At 44.3% G+C, this 22,545-nt stretch carries 24 protein-coding genes; 1 reads left to right on the top strand and 23 read right to left on the bottom strand.

Annotated elements, in window-relative coordinates; all coding sequences use genetic code 11:
- Nucleotides 1-14: 14 nt before the first annotated feature.
- Nucleotides 15-569, top strand: a complete 555-nt coding sequence (gene smrB, locus OCU30_RS03715) for an endonuclease SmrB (RefSeq protein WP_077311572.1) — start codon at nt 15-17, stop codon at nt 567-569.
- Nucleotides 570-574: 5 nt separating this feature from the next.
- Here smrB and flhB read toward each other — a convergent pair whose 3' ends face one another.
- The 23 genes from flhB to OCU30_RS03600 form a co-directional block, all read right to left on the bottom strand.
- The gene (flhB, locus tag OCU30_RS03710; RefSeq protein WP_077311571.1) at nt 575-1,705 is read right to left on the bottom strand and encodes a flagellar biosynthesis protein FlhB; all 1,131 of its coding nucleotides are present in this window, start codon (nt 1,703-1,705) and stop codon (nt 575-577) included.
- A 14-nt stretch (nt 1,706-1,719) separates the two neighbouring features.
- On the bottom strand, nt 1,720-2,502 hold the full coding sequence (fliR, locus tag OCU30_RS03705; protein WP_077311569.1) for a flagellar biosynthetic protein FliR: 783 nt from the start codon (nt 2,500-2,502) through the stop codon (nt 1,720-1,722).
- Nucleotides 2,503-2,510: 8 nt separating this feature from the next.
- Nucleotides 2,511-2,780: a flagellar biosynthesis protein FliQ gene (fliQ, locus tag OCU30_RS03700; RefSeq protein WP_077311567.1), complete on the bottom strand. Its 270-nt coding sequence runs from the start codon at nt 2,778-2,780 to the stop codon at nt 2,511-2,513.
- A 14-nt stretch (nt 2,781-2,794) separates the two neighbouring features.
- A complete protein-coding gene (gene fliP / locus OCU30_RS03695) occupies nt 2,795-3,595 on the bottom strand; it encodes a flagellar type III secretion system pore protein FliP (protein ID WP_420856676.1) in 801 nt (266 codons plus the stop codon).
- Between the two features lie 49 nt (nt 3,596-3,644).
- Nucleotides 3,645-4,040 carry a flagellar biosynthetic protein FliO gene (gene fliO, locus OCU30_RS03690; protein ID WP_077311565.1) on the bottom strand — a complete coding sequence of 132 codons (396 nt, stop codon included), beginning with the start codon at nt 4,038-4,040 and terminating at the stop codon, nt 3,645-3,647.
- A gap of 2 nt (nt 4,041-4,042) precedes the next feature.
- A complete protein-coding gene (gene fliN, locus OCU30_RS03685) occupies nt 4,043-4,453 on the bottom strand; it encodes a flagellar motor switch protein FliN (protein WP_077311563.1) in 411 nt (136 codons plus the stop codon).
- A 17-nt stretch (nt 4,454-4,470) separates the two neighbouring features.
- Entirely contained in the window at nt 4,471-5,553 is a 1,083-nt protein-coding gene (gene fliM / locus OCU30_RS03680) for a flagellar motor switch protein FliM (protein WP_077311561.1), read from the bottom strand.
- A 7-nt stretch (nt 5,554-5,560) separates the two neighbouring features.
- The gene (fliL, locus tag OCU30_RS03675) at nt 5,561-6,052 is read right to left on the bottom strand and encodes a flagellar basal body-associated protein FliL (protein WP_077311559.1); all 492 of its coding nucleotides are present in this window, start codon (nt 6,050-6,052) and stop codon (nt 5,561-5,563) included.
- Nucleotides 6,053-6,093: 41 nt separating this feature from the next.
- Nucleotides 6,094-7,860, bottom strand: a complete 1,767-nt coding sequence (locus OCU30_RS03670; protein ID WP_077311557.1) for a flagellar hook-length control protein FliK — start codon at nt 7,858-7,860, stop codon at nt 6,094-6,096.
- Nucleotides 7,861-7,985: 125 nt separating this feature from the next.
- On the bottom strand, nt 7,986-8,435 hold the full coding sequence (gene fliJ, locus OCU30_RS03665) for a flagellar export protein FliJ (RefSeq protein ID WP_077311555.1): 450 nt from the start codon (nt 8,433-8,435) through the stop codon (nt 7,986-7,988).
- Nucleotides 8,436-8,438: 3 nt separating this feature from the next.
- Nucleotides 8,439-9,764: a flagellar protein export ATPase FliI gene (gene fliI / locus OCU30_RS03660; RefSeq protein ID WP_077311553.1), complete on the bottom strand. Its 1,326-nt coding sequence runs from the start codon at nt 9,762-9,764 to the stop codon at nt 8,439-8,441.
- Nucleotides 9,764-10,573 (bottom strand): flagellar assembly protein FliH, encoded by an 810-nt coding sequence (gene fliH, locus OCU30_RS03655; RefSeq protein ID WP_077311551.1) that lies wholly within the window; start codon nt 10,571-10,573, stop codon nt 9,764-9,766. Before fliH ends, fliI begins: the two co-directional genes overlap by 1 nt.
- A 73-nt stretch (nt 10,574-10,646) precedes the next feature.
- Complete coding sequence (gene fliG / locus OCU30_RS03650; RefSeq protein WP_077311549.1) at nt 10,647-11,690, bottom strand: flagellar motor switch protein FliG; 1,044 nt, start codon at nt 11,688-11,690, stop codon at nt 10,647-10,649.
- Nucleotides 11,683-13,437: a flagellar basal-body MS-ring/collar protein FliF gene (fliF, locus tag OCU30_RS03645; protein ID WP_077311547.1), complete on the bottom strand. Its 1,755-nt coding sequence runs from the start codon at nt 13,435-13,437 to the stop codon at nt 11,683-11,685. Before fliF ends, fliG begins: the two co-directional genes overlap by 8 nt.
- A 15-nt stretch (nt 13,438-13,452) precedes the next feature.
- Nucleotides 13,453-13,764, bottom strand: a complete 312-nt coding sequence (gene fliE / locus OCU30_RS03640) for a flagellar hook-basal body complex protein FliE (protein WP_077311895.1) — start codon at nt 13,762-13,764, stop codon at nt 13,453-13,455.
- Between the two features lie 84 nt (nt 13,765-13,848).
- Nucleotides 13,849-15,282, bottom strand: coding sequence for a sigma-54-dependent transcriptional regulator (locus OCU30_RS03635; RefSeq protein ID WP_077311545.1), 1,434 nt, complete (start codon nt 15,280-15,282; stop codon nt 13,849-13,851).
- The gene (locus OCU30_RS03630) at nt 15,282-16,334 is read right to left on the bottom strand and encodes a sensor histidine kinase (protein WP_077311543.1); all 1,053 of its coding nucleotides are present in this window, start codon (nt 16,332-16,334) and stop codon (nt 15,282-15,284) included. Before OCU30_RS03630 ends, OCU30_RS03635 begins: the two co-directional genes overlap by 1 nt.
- Nucleotides 16,335-16,471: 137 nt before the next feature.
- Nucleotides 16,472-17,938 carry a sigma-54 dependent transcriptional regulator gene (locus tag OCU30_RS03625; protein WP_077311541.1) on the bottom strand — a complete coding sequence of 489 codons (1,467 nt, stop codon included), beginning with the start codon at nt 17,936-17,938 and terminating at the stop codon, nt 16,472-16,474.
- A gap of 228 nt (nt 17,939-18,166) precedes the next feature.
- Nucleotides 18,167-18,577, bottom strand: a complete 411-nt coding sequence (gene fliS / locus OCU30_RS03620) for a flagellar export chaperone FliS (protein WP_077311539.1) — start codon at nt 18,575-18,577, stop codon at nt 18,167-18,169.
- Between the two features lie 11 nt (nt 18,578-18,588).
- Nucleotides 18,589-18,894, bottom strand: a complete 306-nt coding sequence (locus OCU30_RS03615; RefSeq protein WP_077311537.1) for a flagellar protein FliT — start codon at nt 18,892-18,894, stop codon at nt 18,589-18,591.
- Between the two features lie 4 nt (nt 18,895-18,898).
- On the bottom strand, nt 18,899-20,821 hold the full coding sequence (fliD, locus tag OCU30_RS03610) for a flagellar filament capping protein FliD (protein WP_077311535.1): 1,923 nt from the start codon (nt 20,819-20,821) through the stop codon (nt 18,899-18,901).
- A 19-nt stretch (nt 20,822-20,840) separates the two neighbouring features.
- The gene (gene flaG, locus OCU30_RS03605; protein ID WP_077311533.1) at nt 20,841-21,305 is read right to left on the bottom strand and encodes a flagellar protein FlaG; all 465 of its coding nucleotides are present in this window, start codon (nt 21,303-21,305) and stop codon (nt 20,841-20,843) included.
- 66 nt (nt 21,306-21,371) lie between these two features.
- Entirely contained in the window at nt 21,372-22,505 is a 1,134-nt protein-coding gene (locus OCU30_RS03600; protein WP_077311531.1) for a flagellin, read from the bottom strand.
- Nucleotides 22,506-22,545: the final 40 nt, after the last annotated feature.

Raw genomic sequence — 22,545 nt, 5'->3', positions numbered from 1 at the left:
GTTTAACTTCCCTTATGGACAAAAAAGACACCAACGGAAAAGACTCACATGAGTTTTTTGCCGATGACGATTTCGCTTTATTTCGGGACGCAGTAAAAGGCGTAAAAAAGTTTCATCAGGATACCATAATCCAACAGCCAATAAGAAACCAAAAACAGAAAGAAATTCGCCGGCAAGCACGCGAAGCAACCGATAATGACTTTTATTTCTCTGATGAGTTCACTCCGGTGTTAAATACCGATGGACCGATGCGCTATGCGCGAGAGGATGTCTCTAAATATGAAGTCAAAAGATTACGCCGTGGCGTCTATGCTCCAGAAGTATTTTTGGATTTACACGGTATGACGCAAAACGAAGCTAAGCGCGAATTAGGGGCGATGATCGCTTATTGTATTAAGCAAAGCGAAGTCTGTGCGTGCGTACAACACGGTATTGGCAAACATATTCTCAAACAAAAAGTTCCACTATGGCTGGCGCAACATCCTGATGTAATGGCTTTTCATCAAGCACCATTAGAATTTGGCGGACATGGGGCGCTACTTGTGCTTTTGAACGTGCCGGATAAGTGAATCAGCTAGTAACGCATCTCGGGTGGGATCGGCATGTTATCCTCGTTGAGTTTAGGGCGCTGACCACCGCGGCGCCGATATTGTTTCAACTGGAAGACATACGCTAATACTTGAGCAACAGCAATAAACAGATCGTCGGGGATTTCTTGCTCAAGTTCTGTCGTATGATATAGCGCCCTAGCTAAGGGGGGCGCGGCAACGATGGTAATATCATGCTCGCGGGCTACTTCACGTATTTTCATCGCCATATGGTCAACCCCTTTCGCAACGACGATCGGCGCTTTATCTGAATCTTGCTTATAACGCAGCGCAATCGAAAAATGTTCTGGGTTCGTCACAATGACATCGGCCTGCGGTACATCTGACATCATCCGCCGCTGAGCTGATTCACGCTGAAGCATACGAATCCGCCCTTTCACTTCAGGCTTACCTTCCGTATCTTTGTGTTCATCTTTAACTTCTTGTTTCGTCATTTTTAATTGATTAGCGTGTTGCCAAATTTGAAATGGAATATCAATGGCAACAACAATGAGTAATGAGCAACTGATCAACAATACAAAGTTCATCAAAATATCGAGAGCGTGGAAGATATTCTGCGGAAAAACATCAAACGGTAGCTGAAACAAATCCTCTTTTGAACGTACAATTAAAAAGAAAGCCATTCCAGCGACAAGCGACACCTTTAATATAGACTTCACCAGCTCGACTAAACTTTGCACACCAAACATACGTTTAATGCCTGCTAAAGGGCTCATTTTCGATAACTTCGGCCGCGCAGCTTCAGCTGAAAAGCTAATACCACCTAGCGCGGATGCGCCGAATAAGGCCGCAACAAACAAGGTAATGAGAATTAAAAATACCGGAAAGAACAGATGAGTAATCGCCCCTTCTGCTATCTGAAATAATTTATCTAAATCGAAGATTTCGCTGCGACTTAAGGAAAATAAGCGTTGCATGGTATTGAAAAGTCCTTGGGCCAGAGTCTGCCCAAACCACATTAACGATACGGCTCCCACCACTAAAACCGACACTGAAGCAAGCTCTTTGGAACGAGCAACTTGGCCCTTTTCCTTCGCTTGATCCAGCCTTCGGGCCGTGGCGTCTTCGGTTCTTTCTTGACCATCGGATTCTGCCAACTACGCCTCCTTAGTTAACAATTAGCACGAATTAATCGGCACAATTGTTCTTCACCCTGTTGCCAGTATACTTCATATTGATGATATAACCCGCCAATCAAATACCAACACAAGAATAAGCCGACTAATAGCGCTAAGGAAAACCCGAGAGAAAAGATATTTAACTGCGGTGCTGCTCGGGTCATCACGCCAAACGATAAGTTAATCGTCAGGAGGGCTACAACTGCTGCTAGCGACATCCGTAAACCAACTTGAAAAATAACCCCTAACCATAGAGCCATTTCACGAAAATCAATACTGTTTAAGCTCCCGTCACCAATAGGTAACGTTTTAAAGCTAATGACCACTAAATGAATCATCTCCAGATGACCATCACTGACCAAAAAAAACAGTGTCGACAAAAACATAAATAATTGGCCAAGTAACGGTGTGCTTTGTCCGTTCGCCGGATCGACCATAGAGGCAAAACCTAAGCTCGACTGCATACCGATGATCTGTCCAAGTAATACAAAGGTTTGGATGATAAACTGTGTGACCATTCCCATGCTGACGCCAATCACAATCTGTTGAAACGTGATCATAAAACCACGTAATGACATGACTTCAATCGATTGAGGAACTTGAGGAATAGCAGGCATGACCGCCAGCGTAATCGCCAATGATAAATATAAGCGGATACGCGGTGATACGAATCGCGCTCCGGTCACCGTCATAACCATCAACATCGCAGAAATACGTGTGAATGGCCAAAAGTAGTTAGCGATGAGGTTAATTATCGTGTTTTCATCAAAAACCATTATGAGCCCTAATGTAAGACATCCGGTAACCTGTCAATCATGGCATAGAAAAACTCCATCATTGTTTGGGTCATCCAGTGTCCAAAAAACATTAATGCTAGTAAAGTCACAATCAGACGCGGTAAAAAACTCAACGTTTGCTCATTGATAGACGTCGCCGCTTGAAACACCGCGACAACCAGACCAATCAATAGACTTGGCACAACAATGGCACACACCATCATCAGTACCATCCACAAAGCTTGACGAAAGAGCTCAACGAACATTTCAGGTGTCATTGCGTCTCCTTAAATTACATCACGAAACTGCCGGCGAGGGTTGATAAAATCAAGTTCCACCCATCGACCAGCACAAATAGCATGAGTTTAAAGGGTAAGGATACTATCATTGGCGATAACATCATCATACCCATTGCCATTAATACCGATGCGACCACCAAATCAATAATTAGAAAGGGTAAAAACAACATAAAGCCAATCTGAAAAGCCGTTTTCAGTTCAGAGGTAATAAACGAAGGAATTAAGATGGCCATCGACACATCTTGTGGGTCGTCCACTTTCGCGCCAGCAATATTCACAAACGTCTCGAGATCTTTAATACGCGTTTGCTTTAGCATAAATGATTTCATCGGTTGCTCTGCGAGATCAAATGCCTGACGCGCATTGATTTTTTCGTTTAAATACGGCTGTAAAGCGGTATCATTAATCTTATTGAACACTGGCGACATAATAAAAAACGTCAGAAACAGAGAAATACCAATAATCACCTGATTAGAAGGGGTTTGTTGCAAACCCATAGCTTGGCGTAGAATCGACATCACGACGACGATACGTGTGAATGACGTCATCAAAATTACGATAGCCGGTAAGAAACCGAGCAACGTCATTAACGCTAAGACTTGCAGCTTAATCGAGTAATCTTGACTGCCATCAGCGTTAGTACGCATAGTCACTGCTGGTATACCGCCACTACCATTCGTGATTTCCATGGAACGAGCACTTCCCCCCGTGGATGAATTCACACTGTAGGTTTGACTACTCGATGAGCCATCTTCTTGCTGGGCATAAGATACTGTAGGTAGAATGGCGAGCATTACACCTAACACCACACTCAGTAGCGTAGTCATAGACCAACGTCCGTGTTTAGTTTGCAGTAGTGTTGTCATTCTTTTTCAATAACCGATTGAATTGTTGGGCAAAAGGAGTCATGGCCGCTTCTTCTTCCGACAATGGTTGCTCCAGTTTAGAAATCAATTGTATCGACTGTGTCGTCGAACCAACGAGAAATTGTTCACCACCAGCTTCCACAATCATGATGCGTTCTTTCGTACCCACTGGAATCTGCCGTACAATTCGTAAGCCTTTTTGTTGTCCCATCGTTGGGATACGCATGCGTTTGAGTAACCAACCTAAAAAAACAATTAACGCTAATACAAACAGTAACGATCCAATACCTGTTACCATATCGAACTGACCGGCTTGAGCAGTATCTGCCCAAGCCGGTATAGGAATAAGAAACAAGCCTATGCGTTTTTTCATCGCTATCTCAATTTCTTAATACGTTCAGTTTGACTGATAACATCGGTTAAACGAATACCAAATTTATCATTGACCACTACCACTTCACCGTGGGCAATCAACGTCCCGTTGACCATAACATCCAAGGCTTCACCAGCAATACGATCCAGTTCAACAACTGAACCTTGGTTCAATTGTAATAAATTACGTATACTGATTTTCGAACGCCCGACTTCCATGGAAATGGTGACCGGGATATCCATAATCGTATCTAACTTACGACGTTCATCATCACTGATCGGTGGAGATGTATCTTTTAAGTCTTCTAGAGGTGCGGCTAATACTTCATCCACATCAATTTCAGGAGCACTGGGATCTTCACCGAGAGCCGCTGCCCACTCATCTGCCAGCTTTTCGTCTTCGCTCTTTGCCATCTCTTGCTACCTTTCTATCAATTTAAACCAGGAAAATCATTTCCCTGCTCTTGTTTATCATCATGATCTTCTTCATCAAGCTCAGCCATAATGTCTTTACTTAAGAATGCTAAATCGGTCTTGACCACATCTGGGCGGCGAATTTTTTCTGAAATCTGTACCGCTAGTTTATCGTTAGATTTGCCCATTTTTACACGATAGGTCGGCAGTTCTTCCACAAACATCGTTGCATGTTCCGGCATATCGATAGGAATGACATCTCCGGGCTGCAAATCCATCAGGTCACGCAATGCGATGTCTTTTTCTAATAAATTGACACGAAAATTCACTGGTACATCCATAATTTCATCACGTAAAGCCGAGCTCCAACGCACATCGGTTTCCATCTTATCCGATTGCACACCAGCATCGAGCAGCTCACGAATAGGCTCCAGCATGGAATACGGCATCACAACATGAAAATCACCACCACCGCCATCGACTTCAATATGGAATGAACTCACCACAATCATTTCCGTGGGACTCACAATATTCGCCATACTAGGGTTTACTTCTGAATCCAAATACTCAAACTCTACTCCCATGACGGGGGACCAAGATTCTTTATAATCACCGAACACGATTTTTAATAATAACTGAATAACACGCCGCTCTGTCGGGGTAAATTCACGCCCTTCAATTCGAGCATGGTAACGACCATCACCACCAAAAAAGTTTTCTACTAAAATAAATACAAGACGTGCTTCCATGGTGACCAACGCTGTACCTTTTAAAGGTCTAAAACGAACCATGTTCAAACTGGTCGGTACATACAAGGTATTTTGATACTCGCCAAACTTCATCATTTGTACGCCGTTGATCGACACTTCCGCTGTTTTACGCAGCATATTGAACAAACTTATGCGTAAGTGGCGGGCAAATCGTTCATTAATAAGTTCCAGTGTCGGCATTCGTCCACGGACGATACGGTCTTGAGACGAAAAATCAAAAGACATGGATTGCGCTTGTGGCTGGGCACCGTCATCATCATCTTCATCATCGACCCCATCGACACCGTGTAACAGCGCATCAATTTCATCTTGGCTTAATAGATCAGTCACATCTCACCTATTGCATTACAAAATCAGTAAATAAAACCCGCTCAATGACTGGCGAGCCTATCGCTTTACCCAGTGCGGTTTTAATATCGTCCGTGGCGCGATTACGAAGTTCGACTCGTCCATTTGGCGTCCGTAACTGCTCCAAAGTTGCTGAAGAAAACGTCGACAACAACGTACTCTCAATGAGTGGCGAATGATAACGTGCTAATTCTTCGTTTTTCGGGCCTCTGACCATCAATTGCACCTTGATCTGAACCATACGGCTGCGAGAGTCTCCGGTAACATTAAAGACAAAGGGTTCGGCGACGTTAACGTAAGCGACGGGTAAATCAGGTTTAGCCGCCTCCTGCGTGACATTTTTATCCGCTTTGGCTTCCGCGTCATCTCCACCCATTAGGAAAAATGCAGCGCCTCCGCCTCCCAAGAGCAACACCACCACGGCAATAATGATAATAAGTAGCTTGCTTTTGCCTTTTTTCGGCGCTTCTTCGTCTGCCATATCTATCCTAAGTATTTATGTTTTCGTTCATTTTATGCATTTTACGCATAATAAGAAATTCCATCACGCTTTGATGCGACATTCAAATCAAGTTTGATGTCTCCATCAAGGTTTTCTGCAGTTCCAGTGGCAACGCCCGCGCCAGGTTGGCGATTAGAATGCGATTGACCACCGTTTGCCGAGGCAAAACTTTGCTGTTGACTTCCGCCATCTTGTTGCACCGAGGTACCGCCTAGTTGAACACCTTGCTGTGATAACATTTCTCTTAAGCGTGGCATCGAGTGTTCAATTGCATCTCGAGCCTGATGACTCGCCACGGTAAAGTGCACACTCGCACCGCCATCATTATTCATATGCATTTTTATATGCATTTTCCCCATTTCAGGTGGATCAAGTCGGATATCAATCGTTTTTAGATTTTTTGACATCATCATCTGCACTTTCTCAGCCACTTGGTCAGCCCCCTCTTTGGATAATTGTAGTTGAGGTGATGCTGCCTGCTGAGTTCCATCCACTTTTTGCGTCGCCGTTAATTGTTGCCCAGCCGCTGAAGATATCTGTCCTGCCAAGGTGCTATCTTGAACTGATTGACCACGTTTCGCCGATTTCATATCCGTTATTGCACTCAGTGCTTTTTCACTGATGCCTTTATCTGGCACTGTATTCACGGGACCTTTGGCCATTCCAGCCGATATGAACGCGGCAGCTGCAGGATTCGCGCCTTGATTTTGAGACGTAACATTACCTTGCGCGGTATTATGCGCCACAGCTGAACCATCTTGCCCGGCAGAAGACGTGTGTACTTGTGGCATCGCTTTATGCTCGCTTGCTGTTGGATTTCCCGGCTGCAAGCTAGGCTGAGACTGCATGGGTACCTGATGCGCGCCTTGATTAACAACATGAGTTTTACTCGCCGCATCATTGATGCCAGTCGATTTATTAGCAGTATCTTGTGGACCAATCGGTGGACTGGGCTGAGTAGAAGGGTGGCTTGGCGCACCTCCAATAGCTGAGGCGTCACCCTGCTGAGCCGACTTTTGTTCATGTTGCACCCGTTGGGCAACAAGATATTTTGTTAAATCTTGTTCAGACATCTCTGGGTGTTGTTTTTTAAGCTCAATCAATTGCGCGAGCTCTGTTTGACTGATCGGTTTTTCAACCAAGGTTTCCTTCAGAGACTCCTCGACAGATTGTGCACTTTTACTTCCCTCAGCTTCAGGCGAGGTAAGCGGTTTGACCTGTGATAGAGGAGTTTGTGGCAAGTCTTTGCCATGCGCTTTTTGAGAAGAAGCATGCGTTAATGTTTGATTGGCTTGCTGTAACTTACCGAGCAATTGCTTACCTTCGTCCATAGCCGAAGGCACATCAACCGCTTTATCCTTGCCTAACGGTGCTGGTTGCGTAGCAGACTCACCTTTATTCTTGACACTCTCAACTGACGGTTCAACCGTTGCCGCATCGGGCATTTGACTCATCAACTGGTGTAATTGGTCAACACTAATCCCTTGCTGACTAGCCACTTTATCTAATTCTTTTGGCGTTAAGTGTTCCAGTTGCGCTTTCGTCCAGCCTACCTTTTTTAGTGAAGACAGCGGGTCACTCACAGCGTCCTCGCCCTGTTGAGCACTTGCTAATTCGGCCTTAGATTTGGCTGGCTCTGGTGAGCCAAACATTAGAGACGTCAATTTATCAAAAAAACCGCTTTGTTCGCTGGTCTCTTTACTGGCTAATTTACCTTCCGCAGTAGAAATCGCGTTTCCAGCAGTGCCTTTAAGGCTGTCTGTTGACTGAGATGTGTTTATATTCATATCATTTTACTCACGCTAATCATGCCGTTATGAAGTCCCACTTGGAACTAGGTAGCAACCAATTTATCTATACGTTAAGAACTACGTACTGCAAGATTCACGCCAGCGAGACACAGCAACGACAATTAAGAATGGTTGTTTAAGCGACGTCGATTAAAACTCAACGTTGAAAATTCATCCATTAACTGTTGTTCACGCCTTTCTTCCGCTTGTTGTTTTTCCGTTTTTTTCTTTTCAATCAACCACTCATACGAACGCCGTTGTTTACGAACTTCTAACCAGTGTTGTTCACTATTCGTCACTTGCTGAGTAAAGTGTGTTTCTGCTTCACGCTGTTTTGATAATGTTTCGTCAAGCTGATTTAAAAAGCGTTGTAAATGACCGTACTGACTGGCCGTTAGACCCGCCTGGCCTCGATCGGTCAATTGTTGACAGTAATCAAGCCGATACTGCTCAATTTGCTCGAGTTGCTGATAATAATTATCGAGTTCACTTCGCGCTTGGTTCAGTGCCATCACTGCTTTGTCTTCATTATCTTTGGCTTGATTGACTAAAAATGTCAGTGCGTTATCCATACCTTATTCCTCAACACCTAAGACATGCTTTAACATATTAACGCACATGTCATAGGGCACCGTTTCTTTCATCTCTTGCTGCAAATACTGATCCAATTTCGGTTTTAACGTAAACGCACTATCGATCGCTTGATCCGTACCTGGTTTATAAGCACCAATGGAAACCAAATCTTGGTTTTTACGGCATATCGACAGAATTTGCCGTACTGCTTTCGACATTAATATATGCTGATCAGTCGTTACTTGTGGCATCACTCGACTGACGGATTTTTCTACATCGATAGCAGGATAATGGCCTGCATCCGCCATTTCTCGAGAGAGCACAATATGCCCATCTAAAATTGCTCGCGATGCATCTGCTATTGGGTCTTGTAGGTCATCCCCTTCTGTCAAAACCGTAAAAAATGCCGTAATCGACCCTTGCTCAGGGCCACCATTACCGGCACGTTCTACCAAAGCGGGCAACTTAGCAAACACTGAAGGTGGGTAGCCTTTGGTCGCCGGTGGCTCACCAACAGACAGGGCAATTTCACGCTGGGCTTGTGCAAAACGGGTTAACGAATCCATCAGCAACAATACATCTAAACCTTGATCTCGAAAGTATTCTGCAATGGTCAACGCGGTTTGACAGCCCTTTAAACGCATTAACGGGGATGAATCTGCTGGCGCCGCAACAACCACCGAACGCTGGCGACCTTCATGACCGAGTATCTCTTCAATAAATTCTTTTACTTCTCGACCACGCTCACCAATCAAACCGACTACGACAACTTGCGCAGTAGTTCCGCGAGTCATCATCCCCAAAGTCACTGATTTACCCACACCAGAGCCGGCAAATAAGCCAATACGCTGTCCTTTACCAACGGTAAGCAGACCATTAATAGCTTTAATGCCTACATCCAACGGAGCATCAATCGGCTTACGTGCTAATGGGTTAATCGGCGCAACACTCAATGAGGCGGTTTGCTCGGTATAAATCGGCCCTAAACCATCCAAAGGGTTACCCACCCCATCTACAACGCGCCCTAATAATTCCATACCAACTGGCATGCCAGCCTCTTCTGTTAAAGGCGTGACTTTTGCACCCGGCAAAATCCCAGTAATTTGCTCACTGGGCATTAAGAATAAGTTATCTCCAGAAAAGCCGACCACTTCTGCTTCCATATTCCCGGACATGGTTTCAATCAGGCATAAGCTACCAATCGGAGCTTTACAGCCTGTTGCTTCTAGAGTCAATCCTATCAAACGAACCAACTTCCCCGAAGCAATAGGGCGGCGTGTCAGGCCTTCGGTTTTATATTGGGTTAAGCGTTCAGCTAATGACAACATTACTCAGTTCCCACCTGATGGCGGTTTGCGGCACAGAATTTCTGTAATACGGAACGGATACGCTCTTCCATACGATAATTCACACTGGAGTCACTGGCCGCAATTTGCACATCACCACGATCTAAGGCTGGCTCGCTAACTAACGTCCAATTACGGCTGTCGATCTCTTGCTCACCATATGCTTGTTTAACAATATCGATATCTTCAGGGTGTAATTTTAAGGTAATTGCGTGGCCTGCTACTGGTAAGGATTCCACCGATTCTTTCACTGTATCTAAAATAATCTGCGGATTTGTTTTTACTTCAACGTGAACCACTTCTTTCACCATGGTCAACACCATATCCACCAATTGCTTTTCAACTTGAGCATTCATCAGTTCGAGCGGTTGAGAAAATTGATTCGCCATCTCAACAAACTGTTTCACTTGCTCATTAATGTGTTCTTGCCCCGCTTCTAGGCCCTCTTGGTGTCCTGAAGTCAGACCCTCTTCATGGCCAATACGATACCCCTCTTCTTTACCTTGCTCGACACCTGACTGAAAGCCTTCTGAATAACCTTGCTCTTGGCCTTCTTGATACGCCGCTTGGCGTATGGATTCCAGATCTTCGACGGAAAAGGGTTTTGGCTCACTATCCTCTTCTTGAGGCGCTTCGTGAGGGTTCCAACCGGGATCGTAATTTAATGCGGTTTCGCGGGCGCTTGTCACCAAATCCACGTCATAATCAGGCAGCCCCCACGTTTGTGGTTGCTCATCTGCTGGTGCGCTCGAGTCGGGACGAATGAAACCGCGTTTTCTTTCAACTGGCATAATCTTTCCTATGCGTAGCTCAAACCACTAAGACAAGCAGAGGTCGAGTGCTCGACCTCTGAGGGGAGGTTAATTACAAGAACTCGTCAGCACCACCAGACAACATAAGCTCACCTTGATCGGCCATCTTACGGGCAATAGCTAGAATCTCTTTCTGTGCCGTTTCTACATCGGACACTTTGATAGGTGGCATTGCTTCCAAATCATCACGCATCAGTTCAGCAGCACGTTTCGACATGTTCTTAAAGATTTTTTCACGCAGATCATCATCGGCGCCTTTTAGTGCACGCTGTAACACATCTTGCGGAACATCACGCAACAGTTTTTGAATGCCCTGATCATCTACTTCAACTAAGTTCTCAAACACAAACATCAAATCTTGGATTTGCGTAGCTAAATCTTCATCTTGATCACGCATCTGATCCATAAGCAGACCTTCCACATTGTTATCAAGATAGTTCATGATATCAGCAGCCGCTTTCAGGCCACCAATTTTAGCGGCTTGAGCACCGGCTTGCCCAGCAAACTGTTTCTCCATGATTTCATTCAACTCTGCCAAAGCTGACGGTTGGACTTCTTCAAGGTTAGCAATACGCATCATAAGGTCGAGACGGTCTCGCTCAGCAAACTGCGCTAAAATTTCTGCTGACTGATCCGCTTCAAGATAAGATAAAACAATGGTTTGAATCTGTGGGTGCTCATTAATAATAATGCTGGCGACCTGTCTTGGATCCATCCATTTTAATGAGTCTAAGCCTTTAGAGCCGGTACCCAGTAAGATTTGATCAACAAGATTATTGGCTTTATCAGCCCCCAGAGCGGCAACTAATGCGTTACGCATAAAGTCTTCACTGCCCATACCAATATTGGTGTATTTTTGAATATCTTCCAAAAATGCACGATGGACCAATCCCACTCGGTCTTGACTCAGGTCTTTCGCTTTCGCCATGGCACTGCCAACGCGCTGAACCTGCTTGGGTTCCAAGTGGCGAATAATTCCTGCTGCATCATCTTCATTTAGGCTCAGCAATAGAATTGCCGCACGTTCTTCACCAGGAATATCGGCGATATCTTCAGTGCTCACTACTGCTGTTCCTTTTTCATCATTCTCAGGCATTTTGCATCCAATTTTTCACTACTTGAGCCGCAAGTTCTGGCTCGTTGGCCACAAGAGCACGTACCGCTTTCAATACGTCCTCATCTTTATGCAAGTTCGGTAGATCAATACCTGTACCAAACTCAAATAGTTCGCCTCCGTCAATGTCACCACCAATTAAGCTGGTTTCACCATCAGCACCAATTGGCATGCCATCTGGGCCATACATCGAGTCCTCGTCCATTCCAGCCGATGGGTTGAGGAGTTTTTTCAATGCAGGTCTCACCAACACTAAAATCACGACGATAATAACCAAGGCACTAGCCAACCAGCGTACCCAATCACCAAAGTTAGGATTTTCCCAAATTGGTACATCTTGAGCTTCAGCGACCTCAGGGGTAACAAACTGCATGCTTAATACATTCAGTACATCCCCTCGGTTTTGATTATAGCCTACCGTTCCTTCTAGTACCTGACGAATAGACTGCAATTCTTGTTCACTCACCGGAGTGTAAGTAACATCGCCTGTTTGCGGATCAACTTTGGCGCGATTTTTTATGGCTACCGCGACCGTTTGCCGCGCAATCGCGCCGGTTTGTTTACGTTCATGACTAATAGTCGTATCCAACTCATAGTTACGAGTCGCTTCTTTATGAACCGAGCCTTGCCCCATGGTTGAACCATCTTTCATTTGTGCCACATCTTCAGGGATTGAGGCATCCGCTGGCGGTTGGTTACTCAGCGCTCCAGGAACACCAGCAACAGTATTACTGTTATTATAGTCTTCACGGGTATATTCACTGCGCGTTGATGGCGTTTTAGGATCGAAACGTTTGCGGGTTTGTTCAACGGCATTGAAATCCAAATCAATATCCACTTGCGCGGTATAATTGCCAAGCCCGAGAATAGGAATGAGTACTGAGTCGATTTTTTGGCGAACATCCGCTTCTTGTTTACGTTCCATTTCTTGCTCTTTGCGACGCGCCGTTGATGCGGGGTCTTGTGAGCCTGAATTGAGTAAGCGTCCATGTTGATCAGTCACCGTCACTTTGGTCGGAGACATCCCTGGAACCGCACTCGACACCATATCAATAATCGAGTCCACTTCTTCTTGTTTAAGACTGGCTCCTGTTCTTAAGGTCAAAAAAACAGATGCCGACGCTGGCTGGTTTTGGCGTACAAAAACACTATGCTTGGGCAGCGCTAATAAGACGCGAGCTTTAGTCACTTGACGCATTTCTTCCATCGCCGCCGCTAGTTGCCGCTCACGACTGAGTTTTAAACGCTCTTTTTCCAAGCGTTGAGAAACACCAAACCCCATATCTTTGAGTAAGATGTCATCACCGGCGCCATCAGAGTTCGTATTGAGATCGGCACGTACCATATTAAGTTTGAGATTATTGTAATCAGAAACCGGGACTAAAATGGTGTTACCATCTAATTTATAGTCTTGTTTTTGTTCATCGAGGTAATCAAGAACGGGGATCAATTCTTGAGTGTCATACATCCCTAAAGGACGCATCTCTGGTTGGCGAACCCAGAAAAAAAGCATCACGATGAGGGCGACACAAATAGAGATCGATAACACCAAAACGACTTGACGCAATAAATCCAAATCACCCATACCAAAGTCCATCTTATTGGAACTTTTTTCTTCGATATCTGGATTTTGTGTATCCGAGCTAAGGCCTGCGCCTGAACTGGACATCATGGCCTGATCGCCACTGCCGCTTACAGCAAGGTCGGTTTGTTGGTTGTCTTCAGCCACTATCGGTTACCTTTCTTAAACCGGCATGTTCATTAATTCTTTGTATGCATCGACAAGCTTGTTACGCACTTGAATCGTTGCATCAAAGGAAACACTTGCCTTATTACGCGCGATCATAACATCGCCTAAAGAAACACTTTCGTCCCCACGGTCAAAACGTGTTTGCAGGGCACTAGACGTTTCTTGCAACCCGTTAACATTATTGATTGCTTTCGTCAGCATATCACCAAAGTCAGCACCCACTTTTTGTCCTGTTGGTGCTGCTGTAGTATTACTTGCTTCCAAGCGCATTGCTTGCATTTCACTTTGTAAGCCGTCTAATCTCATGAGGACCTCGGGTGCCAAAACTTTGACAAAAAACATTCATAATTAACTACTGAGCAAGTTATATGCCATGACGAATAAATCGGATTAATTGGGGATGTCTATTCCAGCATCACGCATTTTTGCGAGCTTGTAGCGTAACGTTCTCGGACTAATACCAAGCTTGTCGGCCATTTCTTTACGCCGACCATTACACTCCACCAAGGTTTCCATAATAATGGCAAACTCCTGATCACGCAGCTCATCACCAAGGCCAACCGAACCTTGCGACTGAGGTGACTCAACGGGATCAGAATATGTGCTAGATAATTCAGGATCCGCGACAGGTTTTACTGATGGTGTTGCATATTGTTGAGTTTCAACAGCATTTTGCAAACCAGACGCATCTTGCCAATCCAACCCTTCTAATAAAATATGCGAAGCATCAATCGTCATTTGGTCGCTTAAGATTAACGCGCGTTGGATGACATTATCCAACTCACGTACATTCCCCGGCCAAGGATACTGTAATAGTTTGTCAGTCGCCGTGGAGGATAAACTCGGTACAGGTAACCCTAACTTCTTACAATGACGCTCTATCAAATGCGTCGCGAGTGGTTCAATATCCCCTTTACGCTCACACAATGCAGGCCAAGTAATCGGAAAGACATTTAAACGATAGTACAAGTCTTCACGAAAATTACCTTCTTGCACATATTGCTTTAAATCACGGTTACTGGTTGCTAGTACTCGCACATCCAGTTTGACACTTTTACGACTTCCCAAACGCTCGACTTCACGCTCTTGCAACACCCGCAATAACTTCGCTTGTAGGTTGAGTTCCATTTCACTGATCTCATCAAGTAAAATAGTCCCCCCCTGGGCTTGCTCAAATTTACCAGGACATGCTTGGACAGCGCCTGTAAACGCGCCTTTTTCATATCCAAATAGCGTCGCTTCCAACATATTATCTGGGATTGCAGCACAGTTAATGGCAATAAATGGGCCGTCTTTGCGTAATGAGGCATTATGAATATAACGCGACATCACTTCTTTCCCTGAGCCACTCGGCCCAAGAACCATCACATTTGCATCGGTTTTTGCTACTTTGTCAGCTAACGACAACAGTTTGAGGCTTTTTTCATCAGCGACAATTGCATCCCCATTATCATCAGATTTCACTGGTGCATAACGGCTGACCATGTTCAATAACACTTCTGGCGCAAATGGCTTAGCCATGTAATCAATCGCGCCCTCTTTCATTGCAGAAACGGCATCTTCTATATTGGCGTACGCTGTCATCAACAATACGGGCACATTAGGCCAATGCAATTTGATATTACGTAATAATGCTAAACCGCCCATGCCAGCCATCTGTACATCAGAGACCACAATATCAACCGAATCACTTTTCAGTTTCACTAATGCATCTTCTGCACAATCGGCTTCTAGCCATTCATACCCTGCAAGCGCTAACGTATCCACCAAGGCTTCACGTAGACCTTCATCATCTTCTACAATTAAGACTTTACTTTGAGCCATTAGGATTCTCCCGTTTCCAATGTGGTTTGACTAACCTGGCGATCTAATGGAATACACATGGTAAAACATGCGCCATCCCCTTCACGTGATAATAACTCCAAACGACCATCGTGAGCACGACAGACCATTTGCACAACGGCCAACCCTAGGCCAGTTCCTTGCGAGCGTGTCGTAAAGAAAGGCTCCATCACTTTTTCTTGTAAAGCTTCGGGAATACCGGGCCCGTTGTCCTGCACGGAAATTTTTAATTCGCCATTCACTGCTCGAAAAAACACATCTATTTGTGCGCCTTTACCCGCAATTTGAATCGCGTTCATCACCAAATTACTCAAGGCCGACGCTAACGCATTGACGTTACCAACAATGCCAGTATCTGCATCTTCAACGTCTTCTGCATAATCAATGTGACTAGTACGGACTGCCGCTTCAACCATAGGCTGAAACTCATCGACTAAATTCTGTAAAGAGAAAGCATCAACAACTTTATTATCGCCCCCCTTTGCAAACAATAGCATATCATTAACTTGCTTTTCTAAGTCATGTAGGCGATCGACAAGTTTAGACTGAAAACGCTCACGCGTTGCTGTTGGTAAATTTGGAGACCCTAGATTAGAGGCATACAACATCGCACTCGATAATGGCGTGCGTACTTGATGAGCCAAAGACGCCACCATACGTCCTAAAGAAGATAAGCGTTGTAAATCACTCACCCGTGATTGCAGCAAACGGGTTTCGGTCAAATCGGTGATAAGGATAAGCTGACCGGTCGTCGACGCCGAAATCGCCAAGCGGACTTTGCGTCCATTACGTAACGAGATTTCATGGCCATCATCTTCACGAGGCGCAAACGCCTCTTGAATAATAGTAAACCACTTTTCATTCACTAAAGGCATTTCTAGTAAACGATGGGCTTCTGGATTAGCTTCACGCACAATACCTTGAGTATCTAAAAGAATCACGCCCGCAGGCATAACATCTAAAACTTGCCGATAGCGGGCGACTTGCTCATCCAAAGAATCTAGGTGGGAATGTTGTTCTTGCTCATTGCTCATCGTCGAAAAACCGTCAATAAAAGTCACTACCTATGACATACGCAAGATATATGCCATGAAATAATGATTATTTATCATGGCATTACATAGGTGACGGATTATTGACGATAAATAAAGTATGACTTAAGTCACACTTATTAACGCTGCATATTATACTTGCGCATTTTTTCAACAAGCGTCGTTCGACGCATACCCAGCATATCCGCCGCTCTTGCAACGACACCGTCTTGCGCCTCTAAAGCTTGATTAATCATATTCATTTCAAAGTCAGTAATCATTTGTTTTAAATTGACACCTTCAGGAGGAAGCCCCGGATCACTCTCCGTTTCAGCAATCAGTGCTTGTGATTCTTCAAAACTAAAATCTTCAGAAAAAATATTCGCTAATACGTCACGTTCATCTTCTTCAACCGCAGTGGATTGATCTAGTTCCGGCTGAAATTCAGGAATATCACTATAACGATATTTAGTCGGTAAGTGATTCACATCCACCAAGCTATTGGGATATAAGATCACCATTCGTTCCACTAAATTTGCCAGCTCTCGCACATTACCCGGCCAATCATGATCCACCAGAGAATTAATCGCTCTCGGCGTAAAGCATATAGGTTGTGAACCTTCGGCTTCTAAACGAGATAATAGCTCATGTAGCAATAATGAAATATCTTCCTTTCTTTCACGTAATGCTGGCATCTCTATCGGAAAAACATTAATTCGATAAAATAAATCTTCTCGAAATGACTCTTCAAAAATCATTTTATCGAGATCGCGGTGTGTAGCCGCAATAATGCGAACATTGGCTTTTATTGTGGCATTACCGCCCACACGTTCAAAACACCGCTCTTGTAAGACACGTAATAATTTAACTTGCATGCTCATTGGCATATCACCAATTTCATCAAGAAATAATGTGCCACCTTCTGCTAATTCAAATCGTCCTTTACGAGACGTAATAGCGCCAGTAAATGCGCCTTTTTCATGGCCAAATAATTCACTTTCTAGAAGATCTCCAGGGATAGCACCACAGTTAATCGGTACAAAAGGGCCAGTTTTACGCGCGGAGTGATAATGAATATTACGAGCAACGACTTCTTTGCCTGTTCCAGACTCACCAAGTATTAATACATTTGCTTCTGTCTGGGCGACTTGTTCAATCATATGACGGACATGCTGAATACTACTGCTTTGTCCGACTAAACTACGAAATAAAATCGTATTTCTAAATGCGGAACTGGCTTCAATGCCGCGTCGCCCTAAAAAAACTTTACAATGACGTAATGCATCACTTAGCTGTGCGTAATTCAGTGGGAAAGGGAGTTCACCAATAAAATTAGGACACTCTTCTAAAGAGTATGGCTGCTTATTGGCGACCAGTAGTGGAATATGATGGGCAATACGCATGGTCTCCACAATATGTGAAAGCTGCGATTGTTGATGCACAGTACCAAGAATGCAGCCTCCCCACGTTAGCGACCAATCAATTTGATCAACTTGCGATGAAGAAATCGCTACACACTGTTCTCCGACAAATTCTAAAATTGTATTGAGATTCAAACGTACATTTTCGTCGTCTTCAATCACAATGAGTTTTGCTAAACCTTGCATAGGTGAGAATAATGCCTTAAATCCGGAAAGTTGCTTATCGTTAGTTGAGCCAATATCGCTAAGATATGACAAATTTTTGTCAGTCTTGAAGTAAACGATAGTCAAGAATATGAAAACAGCAACAAAAAAAGCCACGTGGCTACTACGTGGCTTTTATTGTATTTGATAAAAAAATAAAGGCAACCAAGCAATTAGAGGATAATGCCGAGTTTAACTCTCACTAAGTAATTACACACCCACCTGTTGAGACGTTAAATTGTGATATTCAGCAGGAATTTGATCCCATGCGGATTTGATCTCGCGAATAATATCAATCGCATCATCCAACAACTCAGGTTTATTTTGTTGATTTGACGTTGTGATTTGTGTGATCAAGAACTCATACAGCTGATCTAAGTTCTGCGCAATATCACCACCATCGTCCATAGATAAGCATCCACGTAGACTGATGATAATATCTAATGCTTTCCCTAAACGCTCACCTTTCATAGCAATATTACGCTGCTGCATAGCCGCTTTGCCTTGAATAAGACGCTCTATAGCTCCAGCCATTAACATTTGCACGACTTTGTGCGGTGAGGCCGCGCTGAGCTGGCTATCCACTGATACTTTTTTGTACGCCTGTAAAGAACCACGCATAGTCTACCTCTTTATAAAAACTTTTTGTATTGTTGAACCGATTGACTGCCATGACGATACTTTCTTAATTGCTGTCCTATCGCAGATGTCTCGGATTGCATTTTTTCAACAAGATGTCGTGTATTAATCACTGCTTGCCGCCACTGTGAAGATTGGGCCAGCTCAATATTCTCGGTCACGTAAGGTAGTAAGTCCTGCAATAACCATTCCCTTTTATCGACGAGGTGTAAAACTTCTGAAGGATTGATTTCATCTCGATTCAAGCTTTGTTCTAATAAGTGATCTATGTCACAAAGTTCTTGTATGCGGCTATCCATTTATCTACCCTAAGGCATTCATCATGCCAGAAAGTTGGGATTGCATTTTGCTGGTCGCATCTTGCATCGACTCAAATTTAGCATGGGTACGAGTTTTAAGTTGGTCCATGCGGCGGTCTAACGTAGCTTGGTCATCTTGTAAACGGCGATTCTCTTCCGTTAGGCTTTTCTCTCGCGTGCGGATGGCTCCAGTCACTCCTGTGACACTTTGAATGGCATCTTGAATCCTATCGGCAAAGCCATCTCTGCCCCCAAAGAAGTCTTTCAACTTATCGAAATTATTAACCAATTGGCGGTTTAATACGTCATGATTGAGCTCTAAACCACCTTGACGAGTGGTTGTAATCCCTAAGGACGATAACGAATTCATTTCTTGAGGAGCATCTTTAATTGGCGTTGAAAATACTGATTTCAAACGCGATTCCGCGCTACGTGTAATACTTTCACCAGCCAAAGGTCCTGCTTTTCCAGTTTGCGGATCGACACTACCAAGATCTTTATTTACTTGATGAAATTGATTATACGCATTAACAAATTTTTCTAGGTACTGACTAACCGTTTCTCTGTCGTATTCCACATCGATTTCTGGAGGACGCGCATTGGGATCCGTTTTTGATTTTAACGTTAAATCCACACCTTCAATGGCATCTTCTATCACATTGTTATTACTCGTCAATGTAGCAACACCATCTAAAATCACTTTCGAATCTTGAGCGGTTTGCACTTGCGTCAACCCACTGTAATTATCAAACTCTTTTTGTGCTGCTTGCAGATTTTTTTGCGCCTGCTCAATCTTGTCCGCATGTTGTTTTTCTTCAGGGGACATCCCTTCGCGTATTTCAGCTTTTGCCTCTTCCGGCGTCATATTGCCGCTTTGTACCGCTTGAGCAATGCTGCTCTCTTCGTCTGCACGAAGAGCGGCTAATTTCTTTTCGGCTTCTTCTGGTGTGACATAAGAGTCGTACAAGGTTCCCGACGCAGTGTTCGACCAACCATCGACTTGTGACGACTTCTCTTGAGCTGCAGAATCTAACTCAGGTTGAGGTTCATCATAAGAATCCAGTAACGTACCAGAAGCGGTTTCTGTCCAACCTGGAATACGGTCTTGTGGTTTAACATAAGACTGAGTTGCTTGTCCCGAAGCCTGAAAAGCGTCAGGTTGATAACTGTTCTCTTTATCGACCTCACGAGCTGCACTTTCGATTTTTTCGGCGACTTTAGCAGCATTTTCTTTTTGTTTCGGTGTCAAAGGCTGCAAAATATCTTGCGCCTCAGCACGAGCCGCTTCTAAATCTTTGACACGACTTTCTAGTGTTTTAAAACCAAGCTGATTTAACTCATCTCCCGGTTTTGCATCCACCGCAACACTGAGAGCATTATCTTTCCCAGTTTGATTCGCAGCAATCACCAAACGCGGGCCATTACTGTCTTTAATTACTGCAGCACGAACTCCAGGATTGGATTTCGCACCGTTGATGCCACGAACGACATCATTTAATTTGGAATAAGAGGAAACATTGACATCAAAAGAACGGTTTCCCATAGAAATATGCAACTTGCCCGGACCAAACTTTTGTCGTTCATCAAACGGAGCTGATGCCAACTTATGGCTTTGGGCAAGTTGCAATACATCGACGGAATACTTGCCTGCAATGGCATTCGTTGATGCTTTTGCGATCACTGCAGAATCATCTGTAACATCAACTTTCCGCGCAGCAAATACTTTGTTGAAACGGAAATCTGACATCAGATTTTTCATCGAATCCAATGACTCTTTGAGGCGGCCATAGCCACTAATGCTGGCATTAACATCGGCACGTTCACTATCGATGCGCTGTTGTTTCGGCACACGTTCGGAACTGACGATCTTTTGGACCATGGAATTTATATCCATGCCACCATTCATACCCAGAGGGCCGACACTCATTGAATCACCTCAAAAACTATCAAACTTTAGCATTCACCAGACCAGACTTATGGTCTTGCTCTTTGGCTAAGCGGCGTAACACAACCAACATTTCTTCTTCCGGTATTTGACGAATTACGTCGCCGGTAGCGGCTTCATAAATCGTCACGACTTCACGCCCAGATTCCTTATCCATTTTGAAAGACAGGCCTTTATTAATGGAATTCACAAAATCATTGATTTGTTCAGCCATTTTCGCGCGTTGTTCATCTGAGATCCGAGCTTGTGTGTTAGACACCTCAGAAACAGCTTCAGCAGCACGCTGTTGCCTTGCTTTCATTTGGTCAGAAATTTGTTCAGTTAAATTAATCCCTGAACGTCCGGCCGACGAACTCTCCCCCTTCAGTGTAGAAACACGCTTTACGCTATCATTATCTGAAGCAAGTTTAATGCCATTATTTGAGCCGTAAGGCTGGATGTTCGATGCATTGGATGATACTTCCATAACATACTCCCTTCCACCTTATAGGTAACACTCAAAAGCGGTCACCTACGAAGCTCGTTTACTCATTTATCCGAGTAGACTAAGAGCTGCAGATGGTGACTGCTTCGCCTGAGCTAACACCGAGGTACTAGCTTGTTGCAAGATTTGTGCTTTCGTTAACGCAGTGGTTTCTTTAGCATAATCGGTATCTTTAATACGGCTACGTGACGCATTAACATTTTCATTAATGTTTTCAAGGTTACTGATCGCATGGTCGAAACGGTTTTGGAACGCACCTAAAGACGCACGATGGCTATCCACCGCTTTCAAGGCACTATCAATTACCGCAACGGCTTCTTGTGAACCTCCAACCGTAGAAACATCAACATCATTAATGGTTCGCCCTTGGCCCGCGCCAAAATCTAACTGAGTACCTAAGTTGCCACCAACAGTCACATCTCCTTGGACCTTCTGTGCAGACGCAAATAATTGCATCTTACCCTCTTCATCGACGGATGCATTAAGATCGTCAGTTTGACCGTTTATAAAGGTTGCCAGCTCTTGGATATCATCACCCGCTTTCGCTTGGATATTGATGTCTTTAGCTTCGCCACCTTTAGTAGTATAGCTAAACGAAATATCACGCGTATCACTTGCGACGGTCCAATCATCAGCAACGCCCGTTTGCGCACGGTAAGCTACGCCTCCCATATCTTTACTATCAGAACGTAGATCGCCGATATTTAGCTTTACTGCTTCACCAGAATCTGCACCGATTTGAAAAGATTGACTGCCAAACTTACCATTCAGTAGACGATTACCACCAAAAGAAGTCGTTTCAGCAATACGATTAAACTCATCGTTCAATGCCGACACTTCTTCCTGGATAGCCCCACGTTCCGCACTCGAGTTAGAACCGTTAGATGATTGTAGAGCAAGGTCTCGCATACGCTGTAAAATGTTGGTACTTTCGCTCATGGCGCCTTCGGCGGTTTGAGCAATAGAAATACCATCATTCGCATTGCGAACTGCCATATCCAAACCACGACTTTGCGAAGTCAATCGATTGGAAATTTGTAAACCAGCGGCATCATCTTTTGCACTGTTAATGCGGTAACCTGATGACAACCTCTCCATCGACTTCTGAGAACTATCAGCGGCACCATTTAAGTAACGCTGAGCGGTCATCGCAGCCACGTTTGAATTAACGTTTATAGCCATATTGTGATCTCCTATAGCGGATAGTTGATGCGCTTTTGAG

This window comes from Vibrio palustris, from assembly GCF_024346995.1.
In the GTDB taxonomy this organism is placed as follows: domain Bacteria; phylum Pseudomonadota; class Gammaproteobacteria; order Enterobacterales; family Vibrionaceae; genus Vibrio; species Vibrio palustris.
This window is presented reverse-complemented; position numbering and strand designations above follow the sequence as displayed.